Annotated in this window: 19 protein-coding genes and 1 other annotated feature; of the genes, 10 read left to right on the top strand and 9 right to left on the bottom strand. The window is 48.1% G+C overall.

Annotated features, from left to right (window positions below):
- Window positions 1-65: 65 nt before the first annotated feature.
- The 9 genes from hisL (at window position 66) to hisIE (ending at window position 7,282) form a co-directional block, all read left to right on the top strand.
- Window positions 66-116 carry a his operon leader peptide gene (hisL, locus tag APT89_RS23925; protein ID WP_001364200.1) on the top strand — a complete coding sequence of 17 codons (51 nt, stop codon included), beginning with the start codon at window positions 66-68 and terminating at the stop codon, window positions 114-116.
- Window positions 92-215 (top strand) — a sequence feature (His leader region). Its footprint overlaps the gene before it by 25 nt.
- 45 nt (window positions 216-260) lie before the next feature.
- Entirely contained in the window at window positions 261-1,160 is a 900-nt protein-coding gene (gene hisG, locus APT89_RS01475; RefSeq protein ID WP_000886595.1) for an ATP phosphoribosyltransferase, read from the top strand.
- Window positions 1,161-1,165: 5 nt separating this feature from the next.
- Window positions 1,166-2,470 carry a histidinol dehydrogenase gene (gene hisD, locus APT89_RS01470; protein WP_060571870.1) on the top strand — a complete coding sequence of 435 codons (1,305 nt, stop codon included), beginning with the start codon at window positions 1,166-1,168 and terminating at the stop codon, window positions 2,468-2,470.
- Window positions 2,467-3,528 (top strand): histidinol-phosphate transaminase, encoded by a 1,062-nt coding sequence (gene hisC / locus APT89_RS01465; protein WP_060571642.1) that lies wholly within the window; start codon window positions 2,467-2,469, stop codon window positions 3,526-3,528. The genes hisD and hisC overlap by 4 nt, the downstream gene beginning before the upstream one ends.
- Window positions 3,525-4,592 carry a bifunctional histidinol-phosphatase/imidazoleglycerol-phosphate dehydratase HisB gene (gene hisB / locus APT89_RS01460; protein ID WP_028013764.1) on the top strand — a complete coding sequence of 356 codons (1,068 nt, stop codon included), beginning with the start codon at window positions 3,525-3,527 and terminating at the stop codon, window positions 4,590-4,592. The genes hisC and hisB overlap by 4 nt, the downstream gene beginning before the upstream one ends.
- Window positions 4,592-5,182, top strand: a complete 591-nt coding sequence (gene hisH / locus APT89_RS01455) for an imidazole glycerol phosphate synthase subunit HisH (RefSeq protein ID WP_028013765.1) — start codon at window positions 4,592-4,594, stop codon at window positions 5,180-5,182. Before hisB ends, hisH begins: the two co-directional genes overlap by 1 nt.
- Window positions 5,182-5,919, top strand: a complete 738-nt coding sequence (gene hisA / locus APT89_RS01450) for a 1-(5-phosphoribosyl)-5-[(5-phosphoribosylamino)methylideneamino]imidazole-4-carboxamide isomerase (RefSeq protein ID WP_060571641.1) — start codon at window positions 5,182-5,184, stop codon at window positions 5,917-5,919. Before hisH ends, hisA begins: the two co-directional genes overlap by 1 nt.
- The gene (gene hisF / locus APT89_RS01445; RefSeq protein ID WP_041909169.1) at window positions 5,901-6,677 is read left to right on the top strand and encodes an imidazole glycerol phosphate synthase subunit HisF; all 777 of its coding nucleotides are present in this window, start codon (window positions 5,901-5,903) and stop codon (window positions 6,675-6,677) included. Before hisA ends, hisF begins: the two co-directional genes overlap by 19 nt.
- Complete coding sequence (gene hisIE / locus APT89_RS01440; RefSeq protein WP_045260396.1) at window positions 6,671-7,282, top strand: bifunctional phosphoribosyl-AMP cyclohydrolase/phosphoribosyl-ATP diphosphatase HisIE; 612 nt, start codon at window positions 6,671-6,673, stop codon at window positions 7,280-7,282. Before hisF ends, hisIE begins: the two co-directional genes overlap by 7 nt.
- Before the next feature lie 40 nt (window positions 7,283-7,322).
- Here the strand turns inward: hisIE and wzzB are convergent, their stop codons facing one another.
- Window positions 7,323-8,303, bottom strand: a complete 981-nt coding sequence (wzzB, locus tag APT89_RS01435) for an LPS O-antigen chain length determinant protein WzzB (protein WP_060571640.1) — start codon at window positions 8,301-8,303, stop codon at window positions 7,323-7,325.
- Between the two features lie 192 nt (window positions 8,304-8,495).
- Between wzzB and APT89_RS01430 the strand changes: the two genes are divergently transcribed.
- On the top strand, window positions 8,496-9,500 hold the full coding sequence (locus APT89_RS01430; RefSeq protein WP_041909163.1) for an NAD-dependent epimerase: 1,005 nt from the start codon (window positions 8,496-8,498) through the stop codon (window positions 9,498-9,500).
- Between the two features lie 51 nt (window positions 9,501-9,551).
- Here the strand turns inward: APT89_RS01430 and ugd are convergent, their stop codons facing one another.
- The 8 genes from ugd to rfbC all read right to left on the bottom strand — a co-directional run bounded on the left by ugd (window position 9,552) and on the right by rfbC (window position 18,708).
- Window positions 9,552-10,718 carry a UDP-glucose 6-dehydrogenase gene (ugd, locus tag APT89_RS01425; RefSeq protein WP_041909161.1) on the bottom strand — a complete coding sequence of 389 codons (1,167 nt, stop codon included), beginning with the start codon at window positions 10,716-10,718 and terminating at the stop codon, window positions 9,552-9,554.
- 225 nt (window positions 10,719-10,943) lie between these two features.
- Window positions 10,944-12,350 carry an NADP-dependent phosphogluconate dehydrogenase gene (gene gndA, locus APT89_RS01420; protein WP_028013772.1) on the bottom strand — a complete coding sequence of 469 codons (1,407 nt, stop codon included), beginning with the start codon at window positions 12,348-12,350 and terminating at the stop codon, window positions 10,944-10,946.
- A 208-nt stretch (window positions 12,351-12,558) separates the two neighbouring features.
- Window positions 12,559-13,671 carry a glycosyltransferase family 4 protein gene (locus tag APT89_RS01415; protein WP_041909159.1) on the bottom strand — a complete coding sequence of 371 codons (1,113 nt, stop codon included), beginning with the start codon at window positions 13,669-13,671 and terminating at the stop codon, window positions 12,559-12,561.
- Between the two features lie 74 nt (window positions 13,672-13,745).
- Complete coding sequence (locus APT89_RS01410; protein WP_060571639.1) at window positions 13,746-14,615, bottom strand: rhamnosyltransferase; 870 nt, start codon at window positions 14,613-14,615, stop codon at window positions 13,746-13,748.
- 13 nt (window positions 14,616-14,628) lie between these two features.
- A complete protein-coding gene (locus APT89_RS01405) occupies window positions 14,629-15,717 on the bottom strand; it encodes a glycosyltransferase WbsX family protein (RefSeq protein ID WP_041909156.1) in 1,089 nt (362 codons plus the stop codon).
- Window positions 15,714-16,880, bottom strand: a complete 1,167-nt coding sequence (locus APT89_RS01400) for an O-antigen polymerase (protein WP_071993713.1) — start codon at window positions 16,878-16,880, stop codon at window positions 15,714-15,716. Before APT89_RS01400 ends, APT89_RS01405 begins: the two co-directional genes overlap by 4 nt.
- Complete coding sequence (locus tag APT89_RS01395) at window positions 16,877-18,097, bottom strand: oligosaccharide flippase family protein (RefSeq protein WP_041909152.1); 1,221 nt, start codon at window positions 18,095-18,097, stop codon at window positions 16,877-16,879. The genes APT89_RS01400 and APT89_RS01395 overlap by 4 nt, the downstream gene beginning before the upstream one ends.
- A gap of 62 nt (window positions 18,098-18,159) precedes the next feature.
- Entirely contained in the window at window positions 18,160-18,708 is a 549-nt protein-coding gene (gene rfbC, locus APT89_RS23080) for a dTDP-4-dehydrorhamnose 3,5-epimerase (RefSeq protein WP_041909150.1), read from the bottom strand.
- Between the last annotated feature and the right edge of the window lies 1 nt (window position 18,709).

Raw genomic sequence — 18,709 nt, 5'->3', positions numbered from 1 at the left:
AATATGTCGTACAACTGGTTTAGGTTAAAAGACATCAAATGAATAAGCATTCATCGAGAATTTATATGACACGCGTTCAATTTAAACACCACCATCATCACCATCATCCTGACTAGTCTTTCAGGCGATGTGTGCTGGAAGACGTTTGGATCTTCCAGTGGTGCATGAACGCATGAAAAAGCCCCCGGAAGATCTTCTTCCGGGGGCTTTTTTTTGGACCAAATTCAGACAGGTTAAAACAGGTTAACGAGGAATAAAGAATGTTAGATAACTCACGTTTACGCATAGCTATTCAAAAATCAGGCCGTTTGAGTGACGATTCACGCGAACTGTTGGCCCGCTGCGGGATTAAAATCAACCTGCACACCCAGCGCCTGATTGCTCTGGCTGAAAACATGCCCATCGACATTCTGCGCGTACGTGATGACGATATTCCCGGCCTTGTGATGGACGGCGTCGTTGACCTCGGCATCATCGGTGAAAACGTGCTGGAAGAAGAGCTGCTGACCCGCCGCGCGCAGGGTGAAGACCCGCGTTACTTCACCCTGCGTCGTCTGGACTTCGGCGGCTGCCGCCTGTCGCTGGCCACGCCGGTTGATGAAGCGTGGGACGGCCCGGCCGCGCTGAACGGCAAACGTATCGCCACCTCTTACCCTCACCTGTTGAAGCGTTATCTTGACCAGAAAGGCGTGCAGTTTAAATCCTGCCTGCTGAACGGCTCCGTTGAAGTGGCACCGCGTGCGGGTCTGGCGGACGCCATCTGTGACCTCGTCTCGACCGGCGCGACGCTGGAAGCGAACGGTCTTCGCGAAGTGGAAGTCATCTACCGCTCTAAAGCGTGCCTGATTCAGCGCGACGGCGAGATGGCCGACGCCAAACAGCAGCTGATCGACAAGCTGCTGACCCGTATTCAGGGCGTGATTCAGGCACGTGAGTCCAAATACATCATGATGCACGCCCCAACCGAGCGTCTGGATGAAGTCATCGCCCTGCTGCCGGGCGCTGAGCGACCAACCATCCTGCCGCTGGCGGGCGATCAGCAGCGCGTGGCGATGCACATGGTGAGCAGCGAAACCCTGTTCTGGGAAACCATGGAAAAACTGAAGGCGCTGGGCGCAAGCTCCATCCTGGTGCTGCCAATTGAGAAGATGATGGAGTAATGGCCATGAGCTTTAACACAATCATCGACTGGAATAATTGTAGCGACGAGCAACAGCGCGAGATGCTGATGCGCCCGGCAATTTCCGCCTCTGAGAGCATCTCCCGCACCGTGGCGGAGATCCTGGATAACGTCAAAGCCCATGGCGATGACGCGCTGCGTGAATACAGCGTGAAGTTTGATAAGACGGAAGTCGGCGCATTACAGGTTACTGAGCAGGAAATCATTGATGCCAGTAATCGTCTCGGTGACGATATCAAGCAGGCGATGGCCGTCGCGGTGAAAAACATTGATACCTTCCACACCGCGCAAAAGCTGCAGACCGTGGATGTGGAAACCCTGCCCGGCGTGCGTTGCCAGCAGGTGACGCGCCCGGTTGCGTCAGTGGGACTTTATATCCCTGGTGGTTCAGCGCCGCTGTTTTCGACCGTATTAATGCTCGCCACGCCGGCGCGTATCGCCGGATGCCAGAAAGTAGTGCTGTGCTCGCCGCCACCGATCGCCGATGAGATCCTCTACGCGGCAAAACTCTGCGGCGTGCAGGCGGTGTATAAAGTGGGCGGCGCACAGGCGATTTCCGCCCTGGCGTTCGGGACAGAGTCCATTCCTAAAGTCGACAAAATCTTTGGCCCGGGCAATGCGTATGTGACCGAAGCCAAGCGTCAGGTCAGCCAGCGTCTCGACGGCGCTGCCATCGATATGCCTGCCGGTCCGTCTGAAGTGCTGGTCATTGCCGACAGCGGCGCAACGCCGGACTTCGTGGCCTCCGACCTGCTTTCACAGGCAGAACACGGTCCGGACTCGCAGGTCATCCTGCTGACGCCAGATGCCGATATGGCGAAACGCGTGGGCGAAGCCGTTGAACGCCAGCTTGCCGACCTGCCCCGCGCCGACACGGCACGTCAGGCGTTAGCGGCCAGCCGCCTGATTGTGGCGCGCGATCTCGAGCAGTGCATTGCCATCTCCAACCAGTACGGCCCGGAGCACCTGATCATTCAGACCCGCAACGCGCGCGATCTGGTCGACAGCATCACCAGCGCGGGCTCGGTGTTCCTCGGCGACTGGTCACCGGAGTCCGCGGGGGATTACGCCTCCGGCACCAACCACGTGCTGCCAACGTATGGCTACACCTCTACCTGTTCCAGCCTCGGCCTGGCGGATTTCCAGAAACGCATGACCGTGCAGGAGCTGTCCCGCGAGGGGTTTGCTTCACTGGCTTCTACTATTGAAACCCTGGCCGCCGCCGAGCGTCTGACCGCCCACAAAAACGCCGTGACGCTGCGCGTTGCCGCCCTGAAGGAGCAAGCATGAACATTGAAGAATTAGCCCGCGAAAATGTCCGCCGCCTGACGCCTTACCAGTCTGCGCGTCGTCTGGGCGGAAACGGGGACGTCTGGCTGAACGCCAACGAATTCCCGACTGCGGTGCAGTTTGAGCTGTCGCAGCAAACGCTGAACCGCTATCCGGAGTGTCAGCCAAAAGCGGTGATTGAAAACTACGCCCAGTACGCGGGTGTGAAGCCGGAGCAGGTACTGGTCAGCCGCGGCGCGGATGAGGGCATTGAGCTGCTGATCCGCGCGTTCTGCGAGCCGGGCAAAGACGCGGTGATGTACTGCCAGCCCACGTACGGCATGTACAGCGTCAGCGCCGAAACCTTCGGCGTGGCGTGCCGCAACGTCCAGGCGCTGGAGAACTGGCAGCTCGATTTACAGGGCATTGCCGACAATCTCGACGGCGTGAAGGTCGTCTTCGTCTGCAGCCCAAATAACCCAACCGGGCAGATTATTAACCCGCAGGATATCCGCACCCTGCTGGAGATGACCCGTGGTAAAGCGCTGGTGGTGGCCGACGAAGCCTACATCGAGTTCTGCCCGCAGGCGACGCTGACGGCTTGGCTGGAAGAGTATCCGCATCTCGTTGTGCTGCGCACGTTGTCAAAAGCCTTCGCCCTCGCGGGCCTGCGCTGCGGGTTTACGCTGGCGAATAAAGAGGTTATCGACCTGCTGCTGAAAGTGATCGCCCCGTACCCGCTCTCAACGCCGGTTGCCGATATTGCGGCACAGGCGCTGACGCCTCAGGGTATCAACGCGATGCGCGAACGCGTGGCGCAGATCCTGGAGGAACGTCAGTACCTTGTCACCGCGCTGAAAGACATCCCTTGCGTCGAGCAGGTGTTCGACTCGGAAACCAACTACATCCTGGCGCGCTTCACCGCCTCCAGTGCCGTATTTAAATCTTTATGGGATCAGGGCATTATCTTACGAGACCAGAATAAACAACCTTCCCTGAGTGGCTGTTTACGTATCACCGTAGGCACCCGCGCAGAGAGCCAGCGCGTGATTGACGCCCTGAAAGCGGAGAAAGTATGACCCAGAAGATCCTTTTCATCGATCGTGACGGCACCCTTATTTCGGAGCCACCAGCTGATTTTCAGGTCGACCGATTCGACAAGCTGGCGTTTGAACCTGACGTGATCCCGGTGCTGCTCAAGCTGCAAAAAGCCGGATACAAGCTGGTGATGATCACCAACCAGGACGGTCTGGGTACGGACAGTTTCCCGCAGGCGGATTTTGACGGCCCGCATAATTTAATGATGCAGGTGCTGACCTCTCAGGGCGTGGTGTTTGATGAAGTGCTGATTTGCCCACACATGCCAGCCGACGAGTGCGACTGCCGTAAGCCTAAGGTGAAGCTGGTTGAGCGCTATCTGGCCGAAGATATGCTGGATAAAACCAACAGCTACGTCATCGGCGATCGCATCACCGATATTACGCTGGCGGAAAACATGGGCATCGCGGGGCTGCGCTACGATCGTAACGACCTTAACTGGGCAAAGATTGGCGAGCAACTGACAAAACGCGACCGCTATTCTCACGTTGAGCGTAACACCAAAGAGACGCAGATTGATGTAAAGGTATGGCTGGACCGTGAAGGCGGCAGCAAGATCCACACCGGCGTCGGTTTCTTTGACCACATGCTGGACCAGATTGCCACCCACGGCGGTTTCCGCATGGAGATCGCGGTAAAAGGCGACCTTTATATTGACGATCACCACACCGTGGAAGATACCGGCCTGGCGCTGGGTGAAGCCCTGAAGCTGGCGCTCGGCGACAAGCGCGGCATCAACCGTTTCGGCTTCGTCCTGCCGATGGACGAGTGCCTGGCGCGCTGCGCCATGGACATCTCGGGTCGTCCGCACCTGGAATACAAAGCTGATTTCACCTACCAGCGCGTCGGCGATCTCAGCACCGAAATGGTGGAGCACTTCTTCCGTTCCCTGTCCTACACCATGGGACTGACGCTGCACCTGAAAACCAAAGGCAAAAACGATCACCACCGCGTGGAGAGCCTGTTTAAAGCCTTTGGCCGTACGCTTCGCCAGGCGATCCGCGTGGAAGGCGATGCCCTGCCCTCGTCGAAAGGAGTGCTGTGATGAACGTGGTGATTCTGGATACCGGATGCGCCAACCTCAACTCCGTGAAATCGGCCATCGCGCGCCACGGCTATGAGCCGGTGGTGAGCCGCGATCCGGACATTGTATTGCGCGCTGACAAGCTTTTCCTGCCGGGCGTTGGCACCGCACAGGCGGCGATGGACCAGATTCGCGAACGCGATTTGGTCGATTTGATCAAAGCCTGTACCCAGCCGGTGCTGGGGATTTGCCTGGGCATGCAGCTTCTTGGCCGCCGCAGCGAAGAGAGCAACGGCGTTGACCTGCTGGGCATTATCGACGAAGACGTACCGAAAATGACCGACCACGGCCTGCCTCTGCCTCATATGGGCTGGAACCGGGTTTACGCCAAAGCGGGTGACCGTCTGTTTCGCGGCATCGAAGACGGCGCGTACTTTTACTTCGTGCACAGTTACGCTATGCCGGTGAACGTCAATACCATCGCCCAGTGCACTTACGGCGAGGCGTTTACCGCGGCGGTGCAGAAAGACAATTTCTTCGGCGTACAGTTCCACCCGGAACGCTCAGGCGCCGCTGGCGCGCAGCTGCTGAAAAACTTCCTGGAGATGTGATGATTATTCCCGCTTTAGATTTAATCGACGGCACGGTTGTCCGTCTTCATCAGGGCGATTACGGTCAACAGCGCGACTACGGAAAGGCCCCGCTACCGCGCCTGCAGGATTATGCCGCCCAGGGTGCACAGGTGCTGCATCTGGTGGATTTAACGGGCGCGAAAGATCCGGCGAAGCGCCAGATCCCGCTGCTGAAAAAACTGGTTGCTGGTGTTGACGTGCCCGTGCAGGTAGGCGGCGGCGTACGCACCGAAGACGACGTGGCAGCTCTGCTGGATGCGGGCGTGGCGCGCGTGGTGGTCGGTTCAACCGCCGTGAAAGATCCTGAGACGGTGAAAGGCTGGTTCCGCCGCTTTGGCGCCGACGCCCTGGTACTGGCGCTGGACGTGCGCATTGACGAGCAGGGTAATAAGCAGGTGGCGGTCAGCGGCTGGCAGGAAAATTCCGGCGTAACGCTGGAAGCGCTGGTCGAGACGTATCTCCCTGTGGGCCTGAAGCACGTGCTGTGCACGGACATCTCGCGCGACGGCACGCTGGCGGGTTCCAACGTTTCTTTATATGAAGAAGTTTGCGCCCGTTATCCGCAGGTGGCATTCCAGTCATCTGGTGGCATCGGTGACTTAGCCGATATCGCCGCGCTGCGCGGAACGGGGGTACAGGGCGTGATTGTGGGCCGGGCCCTGCTGGAAGGTAAATTTACGGTGACGGAGGCGATTCAATGCTGGCAAAACGGATAATTCCTTGTCTTGACGTGCGCGATGGTCAGGTTGTGAAAGGCGTGCAGTTCCGCAACCACGAGATCATTGGCGATATCGTCCCGCTGGCAAAACGCTATGCCGATGAAGGCGCTGACGAACTGGTCTTCTATGATATCACCGCCTCCAGCGATGGCCGCGTGGTCGATAAAAGCTGGGTCGCGCGCGTGGCGGAAGTGATTGATATTCCGTTCTGCGTGGCGGGCGGGATTAAGTCTGCTGATGACGCCGCCAAAATTCTCTCTTTTGGTGCCGACAAGATTTCCATCAACTCCCCTGCCCTGGCCGAGCCGGAACTGATTACCCGCCTGGCCGATCGCTTTGGTGTGCAGTGCATAGTGGTTGGGATTGATACCTGGTTCGACGCCGCAACCGGCAAATATCACGTTAACCAATATACCGGCGATGAAAGCCGGACGCGCGTGACGCAGTGGGAAACGCTCGACTGGGTAGAGGAAGTGCAGAAGCGCGGCGCAGGTGAGATTGTACTGAACATGATGAACCAGGACGGCGTGCGTAACGGTTACGATCTCGAGCAGCTGAAGAAAGTTCGCGCGGTGTGCCACGTTCCGCTGATTGCCTCCGGCGGCGCGGGCACCATGGAACACTTCCTGGAAGCCTTCCGCGATGCGAACGTCGACGGTGCCCTTGCCGCGTCCGTGTTCCACAAACAGATTATCAATATTGGCGAGTTAAAAACGTACCTGGCCGACCAGGGCGTGGAGATCAGGGTATGTTAACAGAGCAACAACAGGCGCAGCTGGACTGGGAAAAAACTGACGGATTACTGCCGGTGGTTGTACAGCATGCCGTCTCAGGCGAAGTGCTGATGCTGGGATACATGAACCAGGACGCGCTGGCAAAAACGATCGACAGCGGCAAAGTGACGTTTTTCTCGCGTACGAAGCAGCGCCTGTGGACCAAAGGGGAAACCTCGGGGCACTTCCTGAACGTGGTCAGCATGACGCCAGACTGCGATAACGACACCCTGCTGGTGCTGGTGAACCCAATCGGCCCAACCTGCCATAAAGGCACCAGCAGCTGCTTCGGCGAGGCGAGTCACCAGTGGCTGTTCCTGTATCAGCTTGAGCAACTCCTGGCGGAGCGTAAATCCGCGGATCCTGAGAGCTCCTATACCGCGAAGCTGTATGCCAGCGGGACTAAGCGTATTGCGCAGAAGGTGGGTGAAGAAGGCGTTGAGACGGCGCTGGCCGCGACCGTACACGACCGGGAAGAGTTGACGAATGAAGCGTCGGATTTGATGTATCACCTGCTGGTGCTGCTGCAGGATCAGGAACTGGATTTGACGGCGGTGATTGAGAATCTACGAAAGCGTCATAAATAAAAAAACCGGGGATTTTCCCCGGTTTTTTTTAATCTGCAAATCAGGCTTTTGGCTTATAGTTGCGTAATGCGTTACGCCCTAATACCACACCGGAACCAATCATTCCGCCCAGCAGCACGGCAAGGATCAGCACAATGGCTTTTTTCGGGCTATCGCGACGAACGGGCAGATCCGGTTTCATGACGTAACGGTAGACGTGGATAGTGTCCGGGTTTACGTTCAGATTTTGAATGTCCAGCAAGTTTTGCCTGGTCTGATAGTAAGCAGCAGAAAAGACCAGCGGACGAGAGGCTTCGTTTTGAATCATTGATTTCAGCCCCTCGCTTCCCAGCAGGAACATCGTCTCCTGAGTCACATCCTGGGTTTGCTGGAGCTGCGGCGAGGAGATTTTCGCCGCTTCAGCATTTTTCAGCGCCTCAGCAATCTGTTTGATACGCAGATCTTTTTGTTCCTGTGCGACCTTCTCCTGGTTTACCAGAGAATCGTTCAGGGTTTTAATCTGCTCTTTGATGCTGTTTTGCAGGTCAACCGTGAGCTCTTTGGAAGTTTGCTCATCAACCTGCTGGATATATTGCGCAAGCTGCTTCTGCGCCGCTTCTGCGGAAGTACTGGTATAGGAAACACTCAACGGGAGCGATTCCCCTTTAACAGCAGGCTCGATTGTCAGTTTTTCAGGTTCGTCCTGATTTTCCAGTGCCTGTGCCAATGCAGAGAAGGAAGAATTGAAACGACCAATAGCGCGTATTTGAACATCAAGCATTGAGGGTGCAGCACTACCGTAGAGGATATTCAACGCATTAGAATATGTTGCAATTTGAGCGACATCAGGTTGCGCAATAATTGCGCTTGAGGTCCACTTTTCTTTCGCGAAAGTAAGATAACCGACAGCAAGTGCAATAAAAACAACAACAAACGTTGCTATCATCCACTTCCCACGCCACAGCTGCAGCACTAAATCAAGTAAATCAATTTGCTCAGGGTCATTGCTTCGGATGACCTGGCTATTGTTGTTGTGCGTCATACATTCCCTAACAGATGAAAAAGGGCAAACATAATTGTGTTTTCATAGTTTATCTATTGCTGGGGATTTTTCTATAAGAATCCGATGAGTTATATCGGAAAGATGCGTTATGTAACTCGCCTCCTTCGCGCTATCATAGTCACTATGTGATGCGTTATCGCATCTGTAAGCGTTGGGTATTTGAGGAAAGATATGAAATTTCTGGTAACGGGCGCAGCTGGTTTTATCGGTTCTAATGTCAGTAAACGCCTGCTTGAAGCCGGCCATCAGGTTGTCGGTATTGATAACCTGAATGATTACTACGACGTCAATTTGAAGCTGGCGCGTCTTGAACGGCTACAATCTGAGCGATTCACCTTCCACAAGATGGAATTAGCTGACCGGGAAGGTATGGCTGCGCTTTTCGCTGACGAGAAGTTCGATCGCGTTATTCACCTGGCCGCACAGGCAGGCGTACGCTACTCCCTGGAAAATCCACACGCTTATGCGGATGCCAACTTAATTGGCCATCTCAACGTGCTGGAAGGTTGCCGCCACAATAATGTTCAACATTTGCTGTATGCTTCATCCAGCTCCGTATATGGCCTCAACCGTAAGATGCCCTTCTCCACTGACGATTCCGTAGATCACCCGGTTTCACTCTATGCCGCGACCAAAAAAGCCAATGAGCTGATGTCGCACACCTATTCGCATCTCTACAACCTGCCGACCACCGGACTGCGCTTCTTTACCGTATACGGTCCGTGGGGACGCCCGGACATGGCGCTGTTTAAGTTTACTAAGGCGATGATTGAAGGCAAAAGCATCGATGTCTATAACTACGGCAAGATGAAACGCGATTTCACCTACATCGATGATATCGCTGAAGCAATTATCCGCCTGCAGGATGTTATTCCCCATCCTGACGCAAACTGGACCGTCGAGACTGGCTCACCGGCAACCAGTTCAGCACCTTACCGCGTTTACAACATCGGTAACAGTTCGCCAGTAGAACTGATGGACTACATCACCGCGCTGGAAGAGGCGCTGGGTAAGAAAGCCGAGAAAAATATGTTGCCACTCCAGCCGGGCGACGTCCTGGAAACCAGCGCCGACACGAAAGCGCTCTATGACGTGATCGGTTTCAAACCGCAAACCTCGGTTAAAGACGGCGTGAAGAACTTCGTTGACTGGTACCGCGAGTTTTACAAGGTCTGAAAATAAAAAACCCGGCAAATCAGCCGGGTTTTTTATTTTAACGTAAGAGAATTAGTCGCTACCGAACAGATCGCGGGTATAGACTTTGTCAGCGACGTCAGCCAGCTCTTCGGCCATGCGGTTCGAGATGATGACATCCGCTTCCTTCTTAAAAGCATCCAGATCGCGGATCACGCGGGAATTGAAGAACTGATCTTCCTGCATGGCCGGTTCATAAATAATAACCTCAACGCCTTTCGCCTTGATGCGCTTCATGATCCCCTGAATGGAAGAGGCGCGGAAGTTATCGGAACCGCTCTTCATGATCAGACGGTACACGCCGACCACTTTCGGCTGGCGCGCAAGAATAGAATCGGAGATGAAATCTTTACGCGTACGGTTAGCGTCAACAATCGCCGATATCAGGTTATTCGGCACAGCCTGGTAGTTTGCCAGCAGCTGCTTGGTATCTTTTGGCAGGCAATAGCCACCGTAGCCAAATGACGGGTTGTTGTAGTGGTTACCAATACGCGGGTCGAGGCAAACCCCTTCAATAATCTGGCGGGTATTCAATCCAAGACTTTCTGCGTAGCTGTCGAGCTCATTGAAGTACGCGACTCGCATTGCCAGATAGGTATTCGCGAAAAGCTTAATCGCCTCTGCTTCGGTGGAGTCTGTGAAAAGCACCGGAATATCTTTCTTCACCGCGCCTTCCTGAAGCAGCGCAGCGAAACGTTCAGCGCGCTCAGAGCGTTCACCAATAACGATGCGGGAAGGATGCAGGTTATCATAAAGCGCTCTCCCCTCACGCAGGAACTCAGGCGAGAAGAAAATATTATCGATACCAAACTTTTCTTTGATGGATTTGGTAAAGCCGACAGGAATGGTTGATTTAATAACCATCACCGCATCAGGATTGACCGCAATAACATCTTTGATAACCGCTTCTACGGTTGAGGTGTTGAAATAGTTGGTTTTTGGATCGTAGTCAGTAGGCGTCGCAATGATGACGTAATCCGCATCGCGGTATGCATCTTCTTTATCTGTCGTGGCGCGGAAATTCAGCGGTTTGTTGCTGAGATAGTCCTGGATTTCTTTGTCGACAATCGGCGATTTCTTCTGATTGAGCATATCCACTTTGGCCTGCACGATATCCAGCGCAACCACTTCATGGTTCTGAGCAATCAGAATGCCGTTAGAAAGACCGACATACCCTGTTCCGGAAATTGTTATTTTCATTCGCTAATGACTTCTTTTAGTTAACTGTACTGATGGCCGGCAGACCATCGCGATAAACATAACTGATGGGCTTTGTACCTCCTGGCAAACAGCACTGTCAAGGCAAACCAGGAGTAATCACAACGAGGGGGATGAGATTCAGACTACTTCGAATAATGCGCGGCATTTTTTGCATAAAAAAACCCGGAGACAGGCTCCGGGTTTGATGATAGCGAGTAAGTTAACTTATTCCATCCATTCGGTGTGGAACACGCCTTCTTTATCCGTGCGCTTGTAAGTATGCGCGCCGAAATAGTCACGCTGTGCCTGAATCAGGTTGGCAGGCAGAACGGCAGCGCGGTAGCTATCGTAATACGCCACCGCAGCGGAGAAGGTTGGAACCGGGATACCGTTCTGTACAGCGTAGGCAACCACGTCACGCAGCGCCTGCTGGTACTCGTCTGCAATCTTCTTAAAGTACGGTGCCAGCAGAAGGTTAGCGATACCTGCGTTTTCAGCATAGGCATCGGTGATTTTCTGCAGGAACTGCGCACGAATGATGCAACCCGCGCGGAAAATCTTCGCGATCTCGCCGTAGTTCAGGTCCCAGTTATTCTCGTCTGACGCCGCACGCAGCTGAGAGAAGCCCTGCGCGTAGGAGACGATTTTACCCAGGTACAGGGCGCGACGAACTTTCTCGACGAACTCAGCTTTGTCACCGGCTGGTTTAGCCTGTGGGCCTGACAGCACTTTAGAAGCCGCAACGCGCTGCTCTTTCAGAGAAGAGATATAACGCGCAAAGACGGATTCGGTGATCAGAGACAGCGGCTCGCCCAGATCCAGAGAGCTCTGGCTGGTCCATTTACCGGTACCTTTGTTCGCTGCTTCATCCAGAATCACATCAACCAGGTATTTACCCTCTTCATCTTTTTTCGTGAAGATATCTTTGGTGATGTCGATCAGGTAGCTGTTCAGCTCGCCTTTGTTCCACTCGGTAAAGGTTTCAGCCAGTTCTTCATTAGAGAGATTCAGGCCGCCTTTCAGCAGGGAGTATGCTTCTGCGATCAGCTGCATATCGCCGTATTCGATGCCGTTGTGCACCATTTTTACATAGTGACCCGCACCGTCCGGACCGATATAAGTCACACACGGCTCGCCATCTTCCGCAACAGCAGCGATTTTAGTCAGAATAGGCGCAACCAGTTCGTACGCTTCTTTCTGGCCACCAGGCATGATAGATGGGCCTTTCAGCGCGCCCTCTTCACCACCGGAAACACCGGTACCGATGAAGTTGAAGCCTTCAGCGGACAATTCACGGTTACGACGAATGGTGTCCTGGAAGAAGGTGTTACCGCCATCAATGATGATGTCGCCTTTTTCGAGGTAAGGCTTCAGGGAGTCTATAGCTGCATCGGTACCTGCGCCCGCTTTCACCATTAGCAGGATTCGACGAGGCGTTTCCAGAGACTCAACAAATTCTTTTACCGTATAGAAAGGAACGAGTTTCTTGCCTGGGTTTTCGGCAATCACTTCTTCAGTCTTATCACGGGAGCGGTTGAAAACGGAGACGGTATAACCACGGCTTTCGATGTTGAGCGCCAGGTTGCGCCCCATCACTGCCATACCGACAACGCCGATCTGTTGCTTGGACATTACATACTCCTGTCAGGTGTGGTCACTGTCGGGTAACCCCGACAGATATAATTTGCAAGAATCTTAACTCATAAATCAGGGACAGAGGTAGGCATTTGTGGCCTTGATCACGCCAGACGACACAAAACGGGATATATCAAACCCCCACAAAAGGTGCAGGTATATTTTATTTATAAATGAACTAAATCACAACAGATAATAAATTCTCTTATTTATTATGTTTTTTATTAATTGCTTTTTGATAAAGTTCAACCGTTTTATTATACATTGCGTTGAATGAGAAGTTTTCAAGGAAAAATTCATTTCCTGACTTGCCTAATTCAACACGTAAAGCACTATCACTAATTAAGTCAGCGAGTCTGTTTTTAATGGCATCAATATCTGCACGAGGAACGAGATATCCCGTTTTGCCATCAATGACAGATTCAGAAACGCCACCAACGTCTGATGCTAAAACAGGCAAGCCTGCACGCATAGCCTCGAGAATACTGATAGGGAAACCTTCCCAGTTAGAAATTAACAGGAAAATATCACTGTCTGCCAGCAAGGCATCAACGTCTAAACGTTCGCCTGTAAACAGTACATTTTCGCTAATTCCAAGATCCTGTGAAAGCTGTTTCATCTCATCTAATCTGGGGCCTTTTCCTACCAGCGTCAACGCCCAGTTTCTTGTTTCTAATCGACTCAACGCTTTCAATAGGCTTTCATGATCTTTTTGTTCTGAAAAACGAGCTACCGAAATCAACTTCACTACGTCATGAGTATGGTAAACATGAGGAGCAGCACTTTTTAACGGCACGCCATTATGGATCACCGTTTGCTGACTGGCAGACGCAACGTTATGTTCGATTGCAAGTTGTTTATCTTGAGCAGAGACTGTGATTATTTCATCAGTAATTTTACTGAATAATCGTTCAATAACAATGTACAAGCGACGTTTCTTATCATGAACCCCATTTGCGAATGACCAACCGTGTACGGTGAAAACAACAGGAATTTTCAGGAAAAGAGCTGCCAACCTCCCTACAATTCCAGCTTTAGAAGAATGAAGTGCAATAACATCCGGAGAAAATTCTTTTATAATCTTGCGTATAATTAAAGCGCATTTAATATCTTTATAAGGCGATATTTCCCTTACCAGCTCAGGGATAATGTGAACTTTCACATTTAATGCGCGAACATCATCAACCAGAGCGCCTTGCTCTCCAACGATTAACTCAACTTGATGACCATCCTTTACTAAACCAGATGTCATATCACGCAAATGAGTCTGAGCCCCACCGATTTCATTCGCGCGTGTAATTATATAAAGAATTTTCATAGTTTTTGAAACAGTCCGATAAGTATATCGTTACTAACGCTCATTAACTTGCAACGAGACAGCTACACCTGGTATTAATGTCTTTTGAATGGTCCAAATCTTCCAGAAAGACCATCAGAAATACCGTAAAAGATCATCATCAATGTTTTCTTTTTTTCTTTATTAAGAATTAAAGATATTGCAGCACGAGCAAAATTAAGGAAAACCTCACGAACTTTATAACCCACTGGAATATATGACTTTCTGATCATAAAGAAGCTATTTCTGACCAAAAAGTAACGTCGCATCGGGCTATGAACAGATATTTTACGTCCTAACAGATTCAGCCTTGAATCACCAATCGTGTGAGCCATTGACGCCTGATTAGTCATTGCAACGCGATAACCTAATTTTTTAGCACGCAGGGCCCACTCCACATCAATATAATCCACGAACAATGCTTCTTCCATTTTACCAACTTTCTCGTAAATTTCAGAAGAAAAGAAAGAGCCAGATGCAATAACGTAGGTGACATCTGTTATTTCTTCTATTGGCGTTCGTTTAATAAATGGACCGATGTAATTAGTGCCCCAATAAAATTCGTTTGTGTGCGGATCATAAAAAGAAGGACCCAGGATACCAACGTTATTCTGGGTGTACATCTTGCTCATGGCACTGATGAAATTAGCACCTAATACACTGTCTTGATCAAGAAGTAATAAATATTCGGCACCGCGAGATATAGCATTTTCGATACCAATGTTTTGCGCATGCGAAAGACCCATATTCTCGGGCAAACTGATCATGACGAAATTAAATTTTTCTGCTAAATCTTTTATCTCTTCGTAATTTCGAGAGCCGTTATCTATTATAACAGCACTGTCTATTTGGCCTTGCAAAGAAAGAAATTGCTTTTCTAAGCAAAGTATATCAGGGTTAAATGTTACAGTTACAGAACTAATCACGACCTATCACCTATTAATTTTTTTTGTATTTTTTAACAGTATCTTTTACTGCATTCAAATAACCATATCCATTTTTTTTATCCGGCTCAAGATACGTACCCTCAGCCCATTCATTCCATGCATTTATGAATAAGAATGGAACATTAGCAGAAATAGATTTTTTATAAAGTTTATCGAAATTATTCTTAAATACCTGAGGATTACTTCCTTTCATCACGAGTGATTTAGTTTTTTTCCTTGGCGTATTATCCCAATCAACGAATGCACCTGAATAATGTGTTTCACTAAAATCCTTTTCAAGGATTTTATCCCAAATTGATTGATAAGATAATATCTGCTCAACGTAATTTGTTTTTAATTTTTCATTAGAAATACGTTTTATTCTTCCGATCACTTTTCGCAATATCGGTTTAAGTTTCCCCATATTGTGTTCAAAAGTACACATTGGTTCAAAATTTAACTCGGCATCAAAATCTAGCTTACGATGATCTTGAGCGAATGAGGTAAGTGTTGACACAAAATGTATATCACCGAAAGACGTTTCTTTTGCCAGTTTCCGCCAATACTGAATCCACTCATTACACTTTTCAAAGCTAGCAGAACGATATAATAGAAATACAGGCTTACCATTATGTTTAATGTATCTTTCGTCTTCGAAAAATGGCTTGAGATAGTTAAAGTGATTTAGCCAGTCTGATTCGTCACCATAACTTTGGGGCATGATAACATCTCGATGACTACCATCCCAACTACGCGTCCATGGCTCGTTAGCCCATGAAAAAAGGAACGGGAGATGTATATCTTTGTTCTCCAGTAAAAGTTCAGCTGGTTTGTCCAGTAAACGCTTACCATTAAACCAGTAATGATAAAAACAAAAACCATCAATATTATGCTTTTTTGCAAGTTCCGATTGCCATTTTAATGTTTCTACATCGAGCAAATTATAATAATAATCGTTCAGAGGTTCTCTGGGCTGGTTATGATTTTTAAAAAGAGGCGTAGCCTTTTTAACATTGACCCATTCGGTAAAACCCTCTCCCCACCATTTATTATTTTCTTCAATCTCATGAAATTGCGGAAGATAAAATGCTAACGTTTTCAAAAATTGCTCCTTATATTTCTATAACAAACTACAAACAAATGAACTGATAACGAAATCAGGAAATAATCCCAAAAGAAGGATAACTGCACCGGCAAAAACTGATGAGAAAAGAAAATAACAATCAAAGCAAACAGGGAGTTGAAGTTAAGGAATGAGTTCTTATTGATAAAGCAATTGTGATTTCTCGATACAATATATCCAAACAACATACTGAGTACAGCTAACCCTATACTACCGAAATACAGGAAGGGTAATAACAAGGATGTATAAAAGGCATTAAAATAACCAGCACTGCCTAGCAGAACGAAATCTTGGACTTTTGTGAAGAAAGCGCTTTGGTCGTAAAACTTAGCGCCTAGTATACCTAAGAATGAAAATGGACTAGAAAGCTCATACAAGATATCAGTATCACCGCTATCAATTGCATGAGTAAAAAGTGAGTAACCTGCAATCGCATAATTGCGAGTATTAATAAGACTTTGACTTAAGTCGCTATCACCTCTAAAAGTGAATATGGCTAATAACAAAATCAAAAATACACCCAGAGCAAAAATAACTTTCTTCAAAGTCATTTTTCTATCATAGCAATATAATATTAATATTGCTGCCAACACCGGAGCGAAAACATAGTATCTTGAAATCAAGATACTTTCTTTTCCTACCAACATTAAAAATGAGAAAAATAAGATTGCAGATTTATTTTTATTAATCTTCAAATACAAACCATAACTAATGCCAAAAAGCGGCACCAGGGTTGCAAATACAAATAAATAAGCTGCAAATGCTCCATAGTATTCTTTTATTGATTGATCTTTAAATAAACTTTCTCTGTATTCTGCGAACGAAATACCACTCGTCACAATATTTTTAAACAGGAACGCCAGATAAATCAATATGAAGAAGTTGATTACAAGTGAAATTTTTACCTGCAAGGAAATATTAAAGAGCGATTGATTATTTATTAGATTATCTTGCTGATGAAATCTTGTTGTTTTATTACCTATATAGCATCCTAAGAAAAAATATAAATAAGAAACAATTAGGATCATCAAACCAGAATCAAATGTGATGTAGAGGCTACTTTGTGAAACCCATAATACTAATGCAAAGACAACATACAGACATAAATAAAAAGATGGATTTCTAGGTCTTCGTTTAATCATCTTGAATTCTTTTCGCTATTAAAACTCACCAGGACAAAAATAGCCGAAACAATTATTTCTGTAATAATCACGCTAATTGTCACGCCATATGTTGGAGTCAGATGCATTAATAGTATAGAAACTATAATATGCATAAAACTCACAGCAAGATATGTTTTCCTGACAACTTTTGTGAAATGATTAGGTATTAACCACCATTGTCCATATACAACGCCCACTGAAACGATAAATGGCAAAGGAGACATCATCAACAATATCATCGACGATATTCGATATTCTTCACTGTAATAATAAAGTGATACAGGGTATCCTATGACAGCCATTGCGACCGATATTAACAATCCGAACGCAATAAACTTCTTACCATACAAGTGCCAGATTTCATTGAGTGTTTTTCCTTCACTAATCAATGAACTGACTCTTGGGAACATCGCTTGCTGAACAGGACTCATCAAACCTTGCGCTGCAGTTCGGATTTTATCTGCTGCTGAGAAATAACCTGCCAGCGTCGGGCCACCAAAATATCCTATAATTAATATATTTAAAGTCGTATAAAAACTTATAGTTATATTAGATACAAAAAGGTCAAATCCCTTAGATAAAACCGAATAGATTTCTTTTATTGAAACTCTTGTAAATTTGGCCAATTTTTGTTTTTTTATAAAGAAACAAGCCAAAATACCTGAGATAAACATCCCTGATGATTGGCTTATAACGGCCATATTCATATCTTCAGGCGTTTTTACTAAAAGGAAAATCAGAATAAGGGAGACGAATTTTGCAATGGTTGTACATATTGCAATACCCTGCATTTTTTCAATCCCTTGAAATAACCATACAGGGAATAAAACTGTACCTATTACGGATATCATCCCTAACAGGATCAGATAAGAGTATATACTCGTGCCATTGATAATTACATATAAAGCAAAAATACATGAAACTATCAGTAATAACGCTAACTTAGCAGCAGTTACTGCTGTATAAATAGAATCAATTTTGGATTGATTATTCTTATTAACTGAAACCAGTAACGTCGCACTAAAGTTAAAGCCATAATCAACAAAAATTATAATGTATTGTAGCCACGCCTGGACCATAGCTACAATTCCAAAATTTTCAGCCCCTAACACTCGCATTAAATATGGGAGGGTTAACAAAGGGAATAAATAGTTTGAAGCCTGAACAAAAAATAGCAGTATAATGTTTTTTTTCACTGGTATGATACACTCAGTAATGTGAAAAAAGCCTGTATGCTATTTACAGGCCTGAGTAGAAATTAATAGTCTGAATCTTTAAAAGCTTTACCAGCAAGATCTTTCGAAGACAAACTCGGTGAACAATCGTGGCTGACAGGCCATGCAATGTTCAGTTCGCTATCTGACCATAAGATTGAACGCTCATGTTCAGGAGAATAATAATTAGTTGTTTTATACACAAATTCTGCTGTATCGCTCAGAACATAAAATCCATGAGCAAATCCCTCAGGGATCCATAATTGTTTTTTATTTTCTGCAGATAAATGTACGCCAACCCATTTCCCATAATAGGGTGAGTCTTTACGAATATCGACAGCGACATCGAAAACTTCACCGACGACACAACGGACTAATTTACCTTGAGCATAGGGCTGTAGTTGGTAGTGCAAACCACGAAGTACATTTTTGCTGGATTTAGAGTGATTATCCTGAATAAAATTCACTTCTTTACCAACGGCTTCGTTGAAAATTCGCTGATTGAAACTTTCCATAAAGAAACCACGATCATCACCAAAAACTTTCGGCTCAAAAATTAGCACATCGGGTATTTCTGTTTTAATGATATTCATT

It is taken from the genome of Enterobacter sp. 50588862, from assembly GCF_001462935.1.
Classification (GTDB): Bacteria; Pseudomonadota; Gammaproteobacteria; order Enterobacterales; family Enterobacteriaceae; genus Enterobacter; species Enterobacter bugandensis.
This window is presented reverse-complemented; position numbering and strand designations above follow the sequence as displayed.

Excerpts from the sequence above, each read along its gene's own strand:
- hisG (WP_000886595.1), top strand. The coding sequence starts at position 261 with ATGTTAGATAACTCACGTTTACGCATAGCTATTCAAAAATCAGGCCGT.
- hisD (WP_060571870.1), top strand. The coding sequence starts at position 1,166 with ATGAGCTTTAACACAATCATCGACTGGAATAATTGTAGCGACGAGCAA.
- hisC (WP_060571642.1), top strand. The coding sequence starts at position 2,467 with ATGAACATTGAAGAATTAGCCCGCGAAAATGTCCGCCGCCTGACGCCT.
- hisB (WP_028013764.1), top strand. The coding sequence starts at position 3,525 with ATGACCCAGAAGATCCTTTTCATCGATCGTGACGGCACCCTTATTTCG.
- hisH (WP_028013765.1), top strand. The coding sequence starts at position 4,592 with ATGAACGTGGTGATTCTGGATACCGGATGCGCCAACCTCAACTCCGTG.
- hisA (WP_060571641.1), top strand. The coding sequence starts at position 5,182 with ATGATTATTCCCGCTTTAGATTTAATCGACGGCACGGTTGTCCGTCTT.
- hisF (WP_041909169.1), top strand. The coding sequence starts at position 5,901 with ATGCTGGCAAAACGGATAATTCCTTGTCTTGACGTGCGCGATGGTCAG.
- hisIE (WP_045260396.1), top strand. The coding sequence starts at position 6,671 with ATGTTAACAGAGCAACAACAGGCGCAGCTGGACTGGGAAAAAACTGAC.
- wzzB (WP_060571640.1), bottom strand. The coding sequence starts at position 8,303 with ATGACGCACAACAACAATAGCCAGGTCATCCGAAGCAATGACCCTGAG.
- APT89_RS01430 (WP_041909163.1), top strand. The coding sequence starts at position 8,496 with ATGAAATTTCTGGTAACGGGCGCAGCTGGTTTTATCGGTTCTAATGTC.
- ugd (WP_041909161.1), bottom strand. The coding sequence starts at position 10,718 with ATGAAAATAACAATTTCCGGAACAGGGTATGTCGGTCTTTCTAACGGC.
- gndA (WP_028013772.1), bottom strand. The coding sequence starts at position 12,350 with ATGTCCAAGCAACAGATCGGCGTTGTCGGTATGGCAGTGATGGGGCGC.
- APT89_RS01415 (WP_041909159.1), bottom strand. The coding sequence starts at position 13,671 with ATGAAAATTCTTTATATAATTACACGCGCGAATGAAATCGGTGGGGCT.
- APT89_RS01400 (WP_071993713.1), bottom strand. The coding sequence starts at position 16,880 with ATGATTAAACGAAGACCTAGAAATCCATCTTTTTATTTATGTCTGTAT.
- rfbC (WP_041909150.1), bottom strand. The coding sequence starts at position 18,708 with ATGAATATCATTAAAACAGAAATACCCGATGTGCTAATTTTTGAGCCG.